Annotated in this window: 10 protein-coding genes; 8 read left to right on the plus strand and 2 right to left on the minus strand. The window is 67.1% G+C overall.

Features of this window, described 5'->3' with window-relative positions; genetic code table 11:
- The first annotated feature begins 98 nt into the window (after positions 1-98).
- Positions 99-956, plus strand: coding sequence for a neutral zinc metallopeptidase (locus VGR67_09160; GenBank protein HEV8336571.1), 858 nt, complete (start codon positions 99-101; stop codon positions 954-956).
- A gap of 51 nt (positions 957-1,007) precedes the next feature.
- On the opposite strand, the gene VGR67_09165 is transcribed toward VGR67_09160, so the two are convergent.
- Entirely contained in the window at positions 1,008-2,255 is a 1,248-nt protein-coding gene (locus VGR67_09165) for a glycosyltransferase 87 family protein (protein HEV8336572.1), read from the minus strand.
- Positions 2,256-2,507: 252 nt separating this feature from the next.
- On the opposite strand from VGR67_09165, the gene VGR67_09170 reads away from it, so the two are divergent.
- From VGR67_09170 to VGR67_09195, 6 genes are all read left to right on the plus strand, one after another.
- Positions 2,508-2,831 carry a hypothetical protein gene (locus VGR67_09170; GenBank protein HEV8336573.1) on the plus strand — a complete coding sequence of 108 codons (324 nt, stop codon included), beginning with the start codon at positions 2,508-2,510 and terminating at the stop codon, positions 2,829-2,831.
- Positions 2,832-2,842: 11 nt separating this feature from the next.
- Positions 2,843-3,718 (plus strand): hypothetical protein, encoded by an 876-nt coding sequence (locus tag VGR67_09175; protein ID HEV8336574.1) that lies wholly within the window; start codon positions 2,843-2,845, stop codon positions 3,716-3,718.
- Between the two features lie 339 nt (positions 3,719-4,057).
- Positions 4,058-5,887, plus strand: a complete 1,830-nt coding sequence (locus tag VGR67_09180; protein HEV8336575.1) for a S8 family peptidase — start codon at positions 4,058-4,060, stop codon at positions 5,885-5,887.
- Positions 5,888-6,198: 311 nt separating this feature from the next.
- Positions 6,199-10,296: a hypothetical protein gene (locus tag VGR67_09185; GenBank protein ID HEV8336576.1), complete on the plus strand. Its 4,098-nt coding sequence runs from the start codon at positions 6,199-6,201 to the stop codon at positions 10,294-10,296.
- A 156-nt stretch (positions 10,297-10,452) separates the two neighbouring features.
- Positions 10,453-10,734: a hypothetical protein gene (locus VGR67_09190; protein ID HEV8336577.1), complete on the plus strand. Its 282-nt coding sequence runs from the start codon at positions 10,453-10,455 to the stop codon at positions 10,732-10,734.
- A gap of 30 nt (positions 10,735-10,764) precedes the next feature.
- Positions 10,765-11,019, plus strand: a complete 255-nt coding sequence (locus VGR67_09195) for a peroxidase (GenBank protein HEV8336578.1) — start codon at positions 10,765-10,767, stop codon at positions 11,017-11,019.
- A 275-nt stretch (positions 11,020-11,294) separates the two neighbouring features.
- Here VGR67_09195 and VGR67_09200 read toward each other — a convergent pair whose 3' ends face one another.
- Positions 11,295-11,792, minus strand: a complete 498-nt coding sequence (locus VGR67_09200; GenBank protein ID HEV8336579.1) for a hypothetical protein — start codon at positions 11,790-11,792, stop codon at positions 11,295-11,297.
- Between the two features lie 328 nt (positions 11,793-12,120).
- Between VGR67_09200 and VGR67_09205 the strand changes: the two genes are divergently transcribed.
- Positions 12,121-12,792 (plus strand): hypothetical protein, encoded by a 672-nt coding sequence (locus tag VGR67_09205; GenBank protein HEV8336580.1) that lies wholly within the window; start codon positions 12,121-12,123, stop codon positions 12,790-12,792.
- Positions 12,793-12,808 lie beyond the last annotated feature (16 nt).

Below are 12,808 nucleotides of genomic sequence, written 5' to 3' on the forward strand. Positions count from 1 at the left end.
CGAGTCTTCGTGACGACTCGGGACGGTTGGCGCGTTGAGGTTGGAAAACGATCCATGGTCGATCGGCGACGCAGTCCGCTTCGTGAAGCGAGGAGCTGATGCGCTGGATTCCCGGCCGCCGCAGCGAGAATCTCGAGGATCGACGCGGACAGAGCATCGGGTCGCGGCTGCCGATCCGCGGTCTTGGGGGGCTCGGGCTGGGCGGTTTCCTCGTGCTTCTCGTCCTGAGCGCGATCTTCAAGACCGATTTTCTCGGCCTTCTGTCTACCGGAGACGGCGAACCAGGTCCTGCATCGGAAGAAGCGGCGCCGGTGAACGATCCCCGGGAGGAGCCGATGGTCGAGTTCGTCTCCTTCGTGCTCGACGACGTCCAGTCCGTTTGGAGAAATCTGCTGCCCGAATCAGGGCGGCAGTACGAGGATGCCCGGCTCGTCCTGTTCCGGGACGCGGCGGAGTCGGCGTGCGGCTTCGCGGAGTCGGCCACGGGGCCGTTCTATTGCCCGGGCGACCGCAAGGTGTACATCGACCTCGGCTTCTACCGGGAGCTGCGCGAGCGCTTCGGGGCTCCGGGCGATTTCGCCCAGGCCTACGTCATCGCCCACGAAATCGGGCACCACGTCCAGAACCTTCTCGGCAACGGCTCCGAGGCGCGGCGCGCGCAGCGCTCGCGGCCGGACCAGGCCAACGATCTATCGGTGCGGCTGGAGCTGCAGGCCGATTGCTACGCCGGCGTCTGGGCACACTCGACGGAGCAGCGCGACCTTCTCGAGCAGGGCGACGTGGAGGAGGGCCTGAACGCGGCCGCCGCCATCGGCGACGATCGGCTGCAGCGCCTGGGGGGCGGGAGGGTCAACCCCGACGCTTTCACGCACGGCTCTTCGAGGCAGCGCGTCTCCTGGTTCCGCCGCGGATTCGAATCGGGGCGCCCGGAAAGCTGCGACACCTTCGCGGAGTAAGGCCGCATGGCTCGCAGGACTGCCGTCGGACGTTCTGCCGTACCCTTCTACTCAGGCGTGCCGCACCCGGGTCGCACTGCGCTCGGCGTTCCTCGTTCTCAGGAGTCCCGTCACCGCCCCGAACCCGAGCGTCAGCATGAGGCACACCCAAAGCATCGAGCGGATTCGAATCCAGCGATCCACCTCCGCTCCGATCCACGGTCCGGTCTGCAGGAGCCAGAGCAAGGTGCCGGCGACCAGAGCGTAAATGGGAAAGGATCCGTGCCGTCCCCTCCCATGCGGGAAGGCCAGATAGCCGAAGAACGCGAGCGCCAGGCCATACCAGACAAACAAAGCCTTGCCCAGAAGTAGAAGAAGAACCTGGCAGAGGACGAGGGCGTGGGCACCTCCCGCCGCGAAGAACCCCGGGGCGCTGCGGCGGGCCAGGAGCAGGCCGACGCACGCGGCGCCCGTCAGAATGAGCGCCCCCGAGGCCTGAATGAGTGAATCGGGGAAGGCACCAATCTTCCACAAGACATAGCCGCCCACCGGGCGGAGTCTTTCGAAGCCCACCAGGGCGTACAGGATTTGCTCTCGACGCAGCAGGAGGTAGGGGAGCAGCGGAAGGAGAAAGGTGAGCCCGGCAACTCCCGCGGCGATTCCCGTGGCGCGGCGACGACCCCGTCCAATCCCCCAACCGAAATACACCAGCGCCGGAACTGCCGCCGTCGTCTTCAGGGAAAGCGCCAGTCCCCACAGGAGCCCCGCGCGCCCTGGATGCCCGCAGTCTCCCTGGCGCAAGGCCATCAGCACCATCAGGATCATCATCGCCTCGTTATGCCCGAAGCGGACGCTCGACAGCCAGAGAAGAGGCGTGAACAGCAGGCAGAGATAGAAAATCCACCTTCGAGGCTCGGGGAGCTTGCCCCGATGCTCCTCAACGCAGCGCAGCGTCTCGCGGCACAGCAGGAGGTCGAATGGGAGCGTCACCACCAGCATCCAGGCCTGCCCCAGACTGAAGCCGCTCGAGTTGTGAAAGTCCGAGATCCCCGCCAGACGCCCCAAGGCATACCAGGGGACGAGCAGAAAAAAATATAGCGGCGGCTGAGTCACCGGCAGAGCCAGGCTGCTTCCCGGCGGATACGCCGCGAAGGAGTAGATGTCCAGCGGAAAACCGTCCAGGATTCTTTCGATGGCCCTGGAGTAAAAGACGCCGAAGTCGAGGTAGGGAAAGAAGGGCTTGACGGCTAGCGACGTCAGGCACCAGAGGAGGGAAACGAGCAGATACCGGGACCGGGTGCCCGACAACTCCTGCTTCACGCGACCTCCAACTGAGACGAGCTGCCCCCGATCCCTCAGCATGGAAACGGGGAATCATGAGGCCACCGCTGGGCCCCGGTCAATTCGGCGAGCGGACCTGCGAGTTCCTTCCCGCCAACTCGCGGCGACTTCCCCGGTCAGCCGGGGGACTCACGGATCAAGGGCGAAGCGGGACGGCGCCTCCCGACGCCTTGAATTCCTTGCCGCGGTGGACCAGAATGCACGCAGTTTGAAAAAAGACAGGAGGATCCCATGCGCAAACTGATGGCCGGCCTGCTGCTGTTCTCATCGTCGGCCCTGGCCGGCGAGATGTACGGCACGATCACGGAGGCGGGAAAACCGATCGGCGAGGGAGTGGCCGTGGAGGCGCGCTGCGGGGAGAAGTCCTACCCTGCCGTGAAGACCGACAAGTCGGGCGCCTACCACCTGGCCGTGCAGGAGAAAGGCAAGTGCCACCTCACCGTGCGGTACAAGAGCCAGTCTCCCGCCCTCGACGTCGCGTCCTACGATGAAGGGGTCCAGGTGGATCTCGTCCTGGAGAGCAAGGACGGGTCCTACACCCTGCGGCGCAAGTAGCGGGCGGGACCATGCCGAAGGACGGGTGGGACAAGCTCGGCATCTTCTTGCATCCGCTGGGAGGCCTGCTCACCGCCATCAGCGTCGCGGTCGTGGGCCTCGCCGGCTCGCAGGTCATCGATCGCCAGCAAGCCAAGAGCACCGACGCGCGCCTCTACTCGGAGCTGATGAGCCAGCGGGAGCTGGCGGAGAGCACGCTGCGCAAGGACATGCTGGTCTCGGTGATCCAGTCGTATCTGGCGCCGAAGGAAGGCTCCATCGACGCCCATCTCCTGCAGCTGGAGCTGCTCGCCTACAACTTCCATGACTCCCTGAACCTCAAGCCGCTCTTCGTGGACTTGTCCCAGCAACTCAGCATACATCCCGGCCCGGGCCGCGAGGAGCAGCACCGGAGGCTGAAGCGGATCGCGAGAGAGATCGCCGACCGCCAGCGCTTCGCCCTGGAGCTGCGCGGCGACTCCTTCCGCCGCACCGTCGACCTCCAGGAGCTGGCCGCGCAGGGGAAGGCGGGCCTGGCGCTCGATCCCGCCACGGTGAGCGTCGAGAAGGTCAACAGTGATATCAACCTGCGCGTCCTGCGCGCCGACCCGTTGCTGCAGACCATTCAGGTCCGCCTGGAGGTGCGGCCCGGCGCGGTGGATCCCAGCAAGACCCCCGAGGTGACGCGCGCCGAGTTCGAGGTCGGCTTCTTCGACTTCCCGATGATCGACAGCACCCACCTCGCCAACGGCCAGCGATGCGCCGTGCTCTTGAGCGCCTTCGGCCAGGAGACCGCGGAGCTGACCACCGTCTGTTTCCCCGGGGAATACGCCAGCCTGAAGGACCGCCCCTATTACGACGAGGTCGTCGACCAGCTGCGGGCCCGCGCCTCGGGCACGGAGCGATGAGGAGCGCCGTTCAAGCTCACCTCCTGCTGTCGGGACGTTGGTCCGCCCAGCAAGCCGCCAAAGGCCCGCGGCGTGCCTGTTAGCGGGATGCCGGCCCCAGACTGACCAAATCTCACACACGCCGCGTCAGACCTTTGGTCTCAGGCCCTAACCCCTTTCGAATCGAGGCTTGAGCGAGGATTACGCGACCTAGAGGGCGAGGGAGTGTCGGGCCCGTTGACACGGGCCGAAAGCGAGACTCCCGCGACTCGTCATTCAACCTCTTTGACGCCAGGGAGTTCGCGCATTCGCCCCGGCGGGGTCCGGCGCTGGCCGGGAACTTGCTCTAGCAAGGCGGTCATGATGAACACTCTGCAAAAACCCAGGACGTCGACCCGCCTGACCATCTTCGCGCTGGTCGCCACGCTGCTGATCGGCCAGCCCGCGCACGCCGAGCTCTCGCTGCTCGACCCGCTGCTTGGGGCGACCGGCGAGGTGGTGGATACTCTGACCGATCCTCTGCTTGGCTCCGGCGGCCTGGTGACCGGCCTCGTCGGCAAGCTGTCGGGCGACCTGCAGGCCGTTCTGAGCGGGCCGGCGGATCTTCCGGTGCGCGTCATCGTGCAGACCTACACGGCGCCGACTACCAGCGAGCTGAGCCTGCTGCAGCTCCTGGGGGGCCTGCTGGGGAAGACCTATTCGACCATTCCCGGCTATTCCGCGACCGTCCCGTTGGGATCCTTGCTGCAACTGGCGGCCGGATCGAACGTCGAGCGGATTTCCGCGGACTCACCGGTGAAGGCGCACCTGGACCTGGCCTATCGCGTGATCCGGGCCGGCCAGGCGGCGTCGCTGTCGGGCGCCTGGGGGACCGGACTGACGGGCAAGGGAATCGGCATCGCCCTGATCGACACCGGCGTCCAGCTGCATCCCGATTTCAAGCGTCCCATCGGCTCGAAGCCGATCGTCGAGGTCGAGATCGTCGGCCATGAGACCGGTCTCGCCGATTACTACGGCCACGGGACGCATGTCGCCGGAATCCTGTACGGCAACGGCTTCGCGTCGAGCGACAGCCTCTCCTTCCGCACCTTCAAGGGGATCGCTCCCGGCGCCCAGCTGATCTCGGTGCGCGCCTTGTCGCCGGACGGCACGGGCTACACGGCCGACGTCCTCGCCGGCATCGACTGGGTGGTGAAGAACGCCCGAACCTACAACATTCGCGTCCTCAACCTCTCCCTCGGACACCCGGTCTACGAATCGTACCGCACCGATCCGTTGTGCCGGGCGGTGGCGGAGGCGGTGCGCCGAGGAATCGTCGTGGTCGCCGCCGCCGGCAACGACGGCGGGGTCGGCACCGGGTTCGGAACGATCACCAGCCCCGGCAACTCGCCCTCGGCGATCACCGTCGGGGCGCTGGATGACAAGAACACTCTGGCCACGTCCGATGACGTCCTGGGGTGGTACTCGAGCAAAGGGCCGACGCTCGTCGATTTCGCCGTCAAGCCCGACCTGGTGGCCCCGGGAACCTGGATCGTCTCGACGCGCGCGGTCTCCTCGTGGCTCGACACGCAGCACCACGAGCTGACGCTGCAGATCCTGAATTACAAGAACGATCCGGCGCACGCCTCGCAGGACGGAGCCTACTACACGCTTTCGGGAACCTCGATGGCGGCGCCGATGGTCGCGGGCGCGGCGGCGCTGATGCTCCAAAAGGAGCCGGCGCTCAATCCCGCGACGGTCAAGGCGCGGTTGATGAAGTCGGCCGTCAAGGACACGCGGCTCGTCTTCGAGACCGGCGCCGGGGCGCTCGACGTGTACGGGGCCGTCACCACGACCGGCTCGGCACAGAACGCCCCCTCCCCGCTCGCCATGGTGGGGAGCGACGGCTTCGTGTACATCCAGAACACGGCGCTGCTCTGGGGCTCGACCTGGTCGCAGGGAGCCATCTGGGGTGGCGCCAAGGGAAGCACCGCCGGAGTGGCTTCGCTGACCGCGGTGCCTTCTTACATCACCTCCGGCAGCGGCGCCGTCTGGGGCGGCTGCAGCGGCGCGAAGTCCCTCACCGAAAACCCCGAAGTCACCGGCTCGGGCGCCGTCTGGGGAGGAAGCCGGAGCGCTCTGACTTCCACGACCGGCACCGTCGGCGGCGAAGGAGCGGTATGGGGCGGTGGAGGGAGCTACTGCAAGTAGCGGGCCTCACGCGCGCCGGCGCGCGCCGGAATCGGCCTCGGCGCTCCGAAAAACCCCAATTCGCTGTCGTGCCTCATCACCGCTCGAGCCGGGAGGCGCCGCTTGCGCCGGAGCGTCGAGCATTCCCCGGCTTTCGCCCCGCGGCCCCTCCGTCCCGCGACGCTTCGTCCCCGCGCCTCCGCCTCTCGCCCGCTTGAATCCATCTTTCTTCTGATGAACAATTCGCCACGCGCGTGCTTCCGTTCCTGATTCGACGCATCGGCAGCGACCGAAGTCCGATCCATTCCTGCGCCCCTTTCACCGGGAGGATCATGAAGCGACTTGCGCTCTCCATCCTTCTCGTCCTCTGCTCCTGCGACGCCGCCCTGGGTCGCCCCTCGTCCCGCGACACGACCCCCGAGCCGCTACGCCCCTGGATCGATTGGACGCTCTACGGCCACGAGGCGGAGCGCTGCCCCTTCTTTCAAGGGAAAAAGGACTCCCGGCAATGCGTCTGGCCGGCGCGATTGACTCTTGATCTGGGAGAGCGATCGGGACGGTTCAATCAGGAATGGCTGGCGCAAGCCGAAGGGTGGGTGGGCCTGCCCGGAGATGGCGACACCTGGCCGCTCGACGTGCGTCTCGACGGAAGAGGCGCGCCGGTCGTCGGCCGAGACGGGGTTCCCAGCATCCGGCTGCCGAAAGGGAGGCACACGGTGAGCGGCGCGTTCGAGTGGGACGCTCCTCCCCCGCTGCTGCCGGTGCCCGCCGGGACGGGATTGCTGCGCCTGATGCTGCGCGGCCGGCCGGTGCGATTCCCGGCCCGCGACGAGCAGGGGCGCGTCTGGCTCGAAAAGAAGGCCGGCGGCGCCGAAGCCGAAAGCCGGCTGGAGATCGTCGTCCTGCGGCATCTGCTCGATGACGTGCCGCTCATGCTGACGACGCGGGTGGAGCTCGCCGTGTCCGGACAGAGTCGCGAGGAGCTCCTCGGCCGCGCCCTGCCGGAGGGGTTCGTCCCGCTGTCGATCAGCGGGCCGCTCCCCGCGCGGCTCGAAGGGGACGGCCGGCTTCGCGTGCAGGTGCGTCCCGGCCGGTTCGTCCTCCAGATCGTGGCGCGACGCGCCGGCCGGGCCGACACGGTGACGCGGCCCGAGCCGGGCGGGCCCTGGGACGATCAGGAGGTTTGGGTCTTCGCCGCGCGGCCGGATCTGCGCGTCGCCACGGTGGAAGGGGTCCCGGGAATCGATCCGCAGCAGACGGCGCTACCCGACGAATGGAAGCAGCTCCCGGCTTTCCTGGTGAAAGCGGGAGACCGGCTCTCTCTCGTCGAGAAACGCCGCGGCGACCCCGACCCGGCCCCCGATCAGCTGGCGCTGCAGCGGATCTGGTGGCTCGATTTCGACGGGCGCGGCGGCACGGTGCACGACACGATGGAGGGGTCGCTGTCGCGCGCCTGGCGGCTGGAGATGCAGGCTCCCGCGGTGCTCGGGCGGGTGGCGATCGACGGCCAGGATCAATTCATCACCCGCCTGGGCGATCGCGCGCCCGCCGGGGTGGAAGTGCGCCAGGGAAATCTCCACCTCGAAGCCGACGCCCGCTACCCCACGAAGATGACGGTGCTGCCGGCGGTCGGCTGGGCCCAGGACTTCCGTGAAGTCTCCGGCGTGCTGCACCTCGGGCCGGGTTGGCGGCTGTTTCACGCCTCGGGCGTGGACGACGTCTCTCCAACCTGGATCTCATCCTGGACGCTTCTCGACATCTTCCTCGTCCTGATCCTGGTGGTCTCGGCGGGCCGGCTATGGGGCGTGCCCGCGGCCGGCCTCACCCTCATCGCCCTGGGGCTGACCTGGATCGAGCCCGGCGCGCCGCGTTGGACTTGGGTCGCAGTTCTCGCATCGGTCGCACTGGTCCGGATTTTCCCCGAGGGGAAGTTCCGCAGCGCGCTTCGCGTGCTTCTGGGGATCGCCGTGGTCTGCCTGATCCTGGTGGCGATTCCCTTCACGATCGGTCAGGTGCGCGGGGCGATCTATCCGGCTTTGGAGGAGCCGTACGCCTGGATGGCAAGCTACCAACGCGCGGGTTTGCCGGAGGCTCCGCAAGTCGCTCCCGCGCCGACGCGCGGGAACGTGGAAGAGGAATCCAAGAAGGAAGTTGACGAAGCCGAAGAAGCCGGCGGCGTGGCGAGCGGTATGCTCGGAAGCGCGTCCTCCTATGGGCAGCGCGACCGGGAGGGACGCGTCGGGAAAGAGGGCTATTCGAATCTTCTCTATCACGACCCGAGAACCACGGTGCAGACCGGCCCTGGACTTCCCGCCTGGTCGTGGCGCGAGGTCCATCTGCGATGGCGCGGTCCCGTCGAGCGGGCCCAGCGCCTGCGCCTGTTCCTTCTTCCGCCGGCGGTCGGCAGAGTCCTGGCCTTTCTCCGGGTCGGTTTCATTTTCTTTTTGGGGCTGATGATGCTCGGCTCCCGGGAAGGAGGGTGGTCTTTTCTCCTCCGCCCCGGCGCGGCCCGCGCCGCGATCGGGCTGCTCGTTCTCTGCCTCGGCTCCGGTGCGGCCCGCGCCGAGATCCCTTCGGGGGAGATCCTCGAGTCGCTTCGCGGCCGCCTGCTGGCGAAGCCCGATTGCTACCCGGAGTGCGCCTCCAGCCCCCGCCTCCGGCTGGAGGCCGTAGGGTCCGATCTGCGCCTGCGGCTCGAAATCCTTTCGGCCGCCGAGACCGCGGTTCCTCTCCCCGGCGACAGCGCCGAGTGGCCGGAGCGGGTTCTCCTCGATGGAGCGGCGGCGCCGGGACTGCTGCGAGACGCCGAGGGGCGTCTCTGGATGCCGGTCGGACCCGGCGCGCATCAAGTCGTCCTGGAGGGCCCCCTCCCGGATCGCGACACCTTCGAGATCCCCCTGCCGCTCCGGCCGCACCAGGTGACGGCGCGCACGGAGGGCTGGCGCCTCGTCGGCTTGCAAGGCGGAGGCCGCTCCGAGGGCACCCTGCAGCTGGTGCGCCAGCGGACCACGGAGCGCGCCGCGCGCGCCTTGGAATCGAAGTCTCTCCCTCCCTTCGTCCGGGTCGAGCGCGAGCTGGAGCTGGGGCTCCGGTGGCAGGCTCGGACACGGGTGGCTCGCCTCGGCCCGGGCGGCTCGGCGATCGTTCTCGAGATCCCGCTTCTTCCGGGCGAATCGGTGACCACGGCCGACGTCCGGGTGAAGGACGCCTCGGCGCTCGTGAGCCTGTCGCCCAACACCGCGGAGGTGGCCTGGGAATCCTCTCTGGCCGAGGAACCGGTGATCGCGTTGCGCGCGCCCCTGACGGACGCTTGGGCCGAGGTCTGGCGGGTGGCGGTCGGCGCCACCTGGCATGCCGAGGCGGAAGGGATCCCGATCGTGCACCGGTTCCAGGCTGCTCCGGCGCGGATTCGCGAATGGCATCCTTGGCCCGGAGAAACGGTCACCTTGCATATCTCCCGCCCTGCCGGCGTGCCGGGAAGGACTCTCACGATCGATCGGACCGACCTGCGGCTTTCTCCCGGCCTGAGGGCCACCGACGCGACCTTGGACTTCTCCTTTCGCAGCAGCCGCGGCGGTCAGCACGCCATCACTCTTCCGCAAGGATCGGAGCTCCAGTCGGTAAGCCTCGACGGCGCCGCCCAGCCGCTCCGGCTCGAGGGACGCCGGCTCACGGTGCCGATCGCCCCCGGCGCCCAAAAGGCGACGGTCGTGTGGCGCGAGCCGCACGGCATCCGGGCGTTTTTCCGGACCTCGACCGTCGACCTGGGAGAAGCGAGCGTCAACAGCGGCATCCAGGTCGAAATGCCCGCGAATCGGTGGACGCTCTTCGTGGGCGGGCCTCGTCTGGGGCCGGCGGTGATCTTTTGGGGATTTCTCGCGGTCAGCCTGATCGTCTCGCTCCTGCTGGGGCGATCGCGCCTCACCCCTCTTCGTTGGCATCATTGGTTCCTGCTGAGCCTCGGCCTGACCCAGGCGCCCTTGCCGGTCTCCCTGCTGGTGGCCATCTGGCTGTTCGCTCTCGGCCTCCGGAAGATGCGCGGCGGGGCGGCGCGCGCCGAATGGTTCGACCTCATCCAGGTTGCTCTGGCCGGACTCACCCTCGTCGCCCTGGCGGGCCTCTTCTGGTCGATCCAGCGGGGGCTTCTCGGGGCGCCGGAGATGCAAATCACCGGGAATGGATCGACCGGCACGGTACTCCGCTGGTACCAGGATCATTCCGCCGGTCTTCTGGCGCGCCCGTGGGTCTTCTCCGTGCCGCTCCTCTTGTATCGATTGGCGATGCTGCTGTGGTCGCTGTGGCTCTCGGTCGCGCTGCTCGGGTGGCTGAGGTGGGGCTGGGAATGCTACAGCGAAGGAGGCGTTTGGAAGCGGATTCGCCCGGTGAAACGCGCTTCGCCGCCCCTCATGAACAGCCCCCCTTCCGCCTAGCCACCTGCGGAAGTCGATCGCAGGGTCGAAAGCTCTTCGGCAGCGCGCCGGCAAACGGCCCGGCGATTTCGGGGTGCCGCGCGCCGGCGGCGGGGCTGGACGGCGCGGTCAGGAGCGGGGACCATCGAGCCCGGGATTCTCAGGGAGGACTCTAAGATGACTTGGATCAAGACCGTGCCGCTCTCCGAGGCGTCGGAGACTCTGCGCCGCGCCCTGGACGCGCAGCGCGAGCTTTACCCATTGGAGTACGCCGAGCCCGTCCAGCCGACGGACGACGGAGTCTCGGGAATCGTGGCGTCCCACAGCCTGATCCCCGAGGCGCTTTACCATGCCTTCGCGACCTTCGGGGTCCTGATGTCTCCGGACCTGCCGCTGAGCCGCCGGCGGCACGAGATGATCACGACGCGCGTGTCGATCCTGAACCGCTGCCACTATTGAATCACCTCCCACGCAGAGTTCCTGCGTCGCGTGACCTTGGATGACGCGCTCGTCCAGGCTCTTCAGTTCGACTACGAGCACGCGCCCATCAGCGCAGCGGATCGAGCGATGCTGGACTACGTCGGCAAGCTGACCACGGATGCCACGACCATCGGCCCGGCGGACCACGAGCGGCTTCGCGATCACGGATTCGACGATCGGGCGATCCTGCAGATCACCCTCATCGCCTCCTGGTTCAACTACATCAATCGGGTGGCCGACGCGTTGGGAGTCGGCCGGAGCTGAGCGGCCTTCCGAGAACCGATTTCGCGACGTCGTTTCCCCGCCTCGTCTCGGACTCAGAGCTTTCCCGACCTGGGTTTCGGTAGTGGCCCGACCGTCCGCCGCGTCTGGTATGCCGCGCTGGCGACCATGGGTTTGCGCCGGAGCGAGGTGGGCGGCTTCGGTTCCCCCGTGCCCTCGGAGAGTCATCGCGGGGGATACTTCGGGTGATCGCCTCACGCAATGCTTTTCCGAAGCACGGCCACCACATGGAGGCGCGATCCTGGCGACGAATCGGCTCAGTCCTCCGCCAGCTTTCCGGTCGAATAGTCTCCCAGCTCGAGCTGGGCGAAGAAGCCGTATCCGGGCTTGAGCGGCTCATCGAGCGTCAGGGAGTCCTCGGCGACGACCCGACCGTTCACGCGAATGGCGACGCGAACCTTGGATCCTACTTTGGGATTCTCAATGCTCACTTCCACGGTGCCGCCGACGTGCTGCGGTACCTCGATGGCGAAGGTGCGCGTTCCGGCATCGATCCTTTCCCAGGACTCCAGAAACTTGTGGTTGGGATCGTTCACTTGAAGATCGGTCTCGAAGCTGGCCGACACTCTCGCCGGCTCGCTGGCTTCCGCTTCCAAGACGACGGTTCCCCCGCCTCCGTCCCAGACTTTGGTTGGAATGTGCGACAGCGACTCGGCGGAAGCCTTGCCCTCGAACCAGCCGCGGACCGTCCACCATCCCAGCATCACGACGACTCCGAGCACGGTCATCACGCTCTTCTTCAGCAACCGCTCCATCGTGGCTCCTCCCCGCATGGTCGTCGGGAATGACGACGGCTCATGACTTCGCCGGCCGCACCCAATGTCGTCCCTGGGTTCCCTTGGATCAAGCGTCGAGCGAGCTAAAAACGCACGGATTGCTCCGAAAAGAATCAGCCGCGTTCCGGCCAGTCAACCATTTGACACATACCGCGAACCGCTGGCGCTTAATGAGTTCCCTGCTCTCGGGAAAAAGCCTCGCGGGTACACTTTCTCTTTCAATGTCAGGAAAGAGGGATCGATCTTTTGCCTGGATGGAATTGTCATTGTATAAGGTCATCAGCCCGGCATTCTTTATGGAGGTCCTATGAAACATCGTGCACTTCTCGTACCCGCGGCCCTTGTCCTGGTGTTGCTGGCGACGCCCCTGTTCGCGGCGGCGCCGGAGCAAACCGGCAAGGAGAACGCCGCGGCGCGCATCGCCGAAGCCACGGCGGCGCAAACTCAAATCTTGACCGATCTGCTTTCCAAGCTGCCCGCCCAGTCCCTTCCCGCCGTGCAGGACGCCATCCTCGCTTCGCAGCACGGGCGCGAGACCGCTCTGGCGGCGATTGCCAAGAGTGACAATGACGGTGCGGAGTCCGCTTCCCAGAAAGCCGGCAACGGAAAGGCTCAACTAGAGGATGCCCCCCCGAGTCCGACGACCGGCCTGACCCACGCCCGCGAGACCCTGGCGGCGTCTTTCGAGAAGAGCGTCGCGACCCTTCAGGATCTGCTCGGCAAGGTCCCGGAACAGGCGATGACTCACGTCGAGTCGGCGATCACCAAGATGCAGGCGCAGCGGGCGCTGGCCCTTCAAAAGCTCGACGGGCTGATCGCTGGAGCCAAGCCGGGTCACGAGACCATAAACCGGCCCGATCACCCCGACCGGCCGCAAAAGCCGGAGCGACCCGAGAAGGCCGAGCGACCCGAAGTCCCGGATCGCCCGCAGCTGCCCGAACGGGCGGAAAAGCCGGATCATCCTACGGGAAAGCCGTAGAGTCGGAGGACCCTCG

It is taken from the genome of Candidatus Polarisedimenticolia bacterium (assembly GCA_036004685.1).
In the GTDB taxonomy this organism is placed as follows: Bacteria; Acidobacteriota; Polarisedimenticolia; order Gp22-AA2; family AA152; genus DASYRE01.

Bases quoted from the DNA above. Each gene is read 5' to 3' on its own strand.
- VGR67_09190 (HEV8336577.1), top strand. From the start codon at position 10,453: ATGACTTGGATCAAGACCGTGCCGCTCTCCGAGGCGTCGGAGACTCTG.
- VGR67_09160 (HEV8336571.1), top strand. From the start codon at position 99: ATGCGCTGGATTCCCGGCCGCCGCAGCGAGAATCTCGAGGATCGACGC.
- VGR67_09200 (HEV8336579.1), bottom strand. From the start codon at position 11,792: ATGGAGCGGTTGCTGAAGAAGAGCGTGATGACCGTGCTCGGAGTCGTC.
- VGR67_09205 (HEV8336580.1), top strand. From the start codon at position 12,121: ATGAAACATCGTGCACTTCTCGTACCCGCGGCCCTTGTCCTGGTGTTG.
- VGR67_09170 (HEV8336573.1), top strand. From the start codon at position 2,508: ATGCGCAAACTGATGGCCGGCCTGCTGCTGTTCTCATCGTCGGCCCTG.
- VGR67_09180 (HEV8336575.1), top strand. From the start codon at position 4,058: ATGATGAACACTCTGCAAAAACCCAGGACGTCGACCCGCCTGACCATC.
- VGR67_09185 (HEV8336576.1), top strand. From the start codon at position 6,199: ATGAAGCGACTTGCGCTCTCCATCCTTCTCGTCCTCTGCTCCTGCGAC.
- VGR67_09175 (HEV8336574.1), top strand. From the start codon at position 2,843: ATGCCGAAGGACGGGTGGGACAAGCTCGGCATCTTCTTGCATCCGCTG.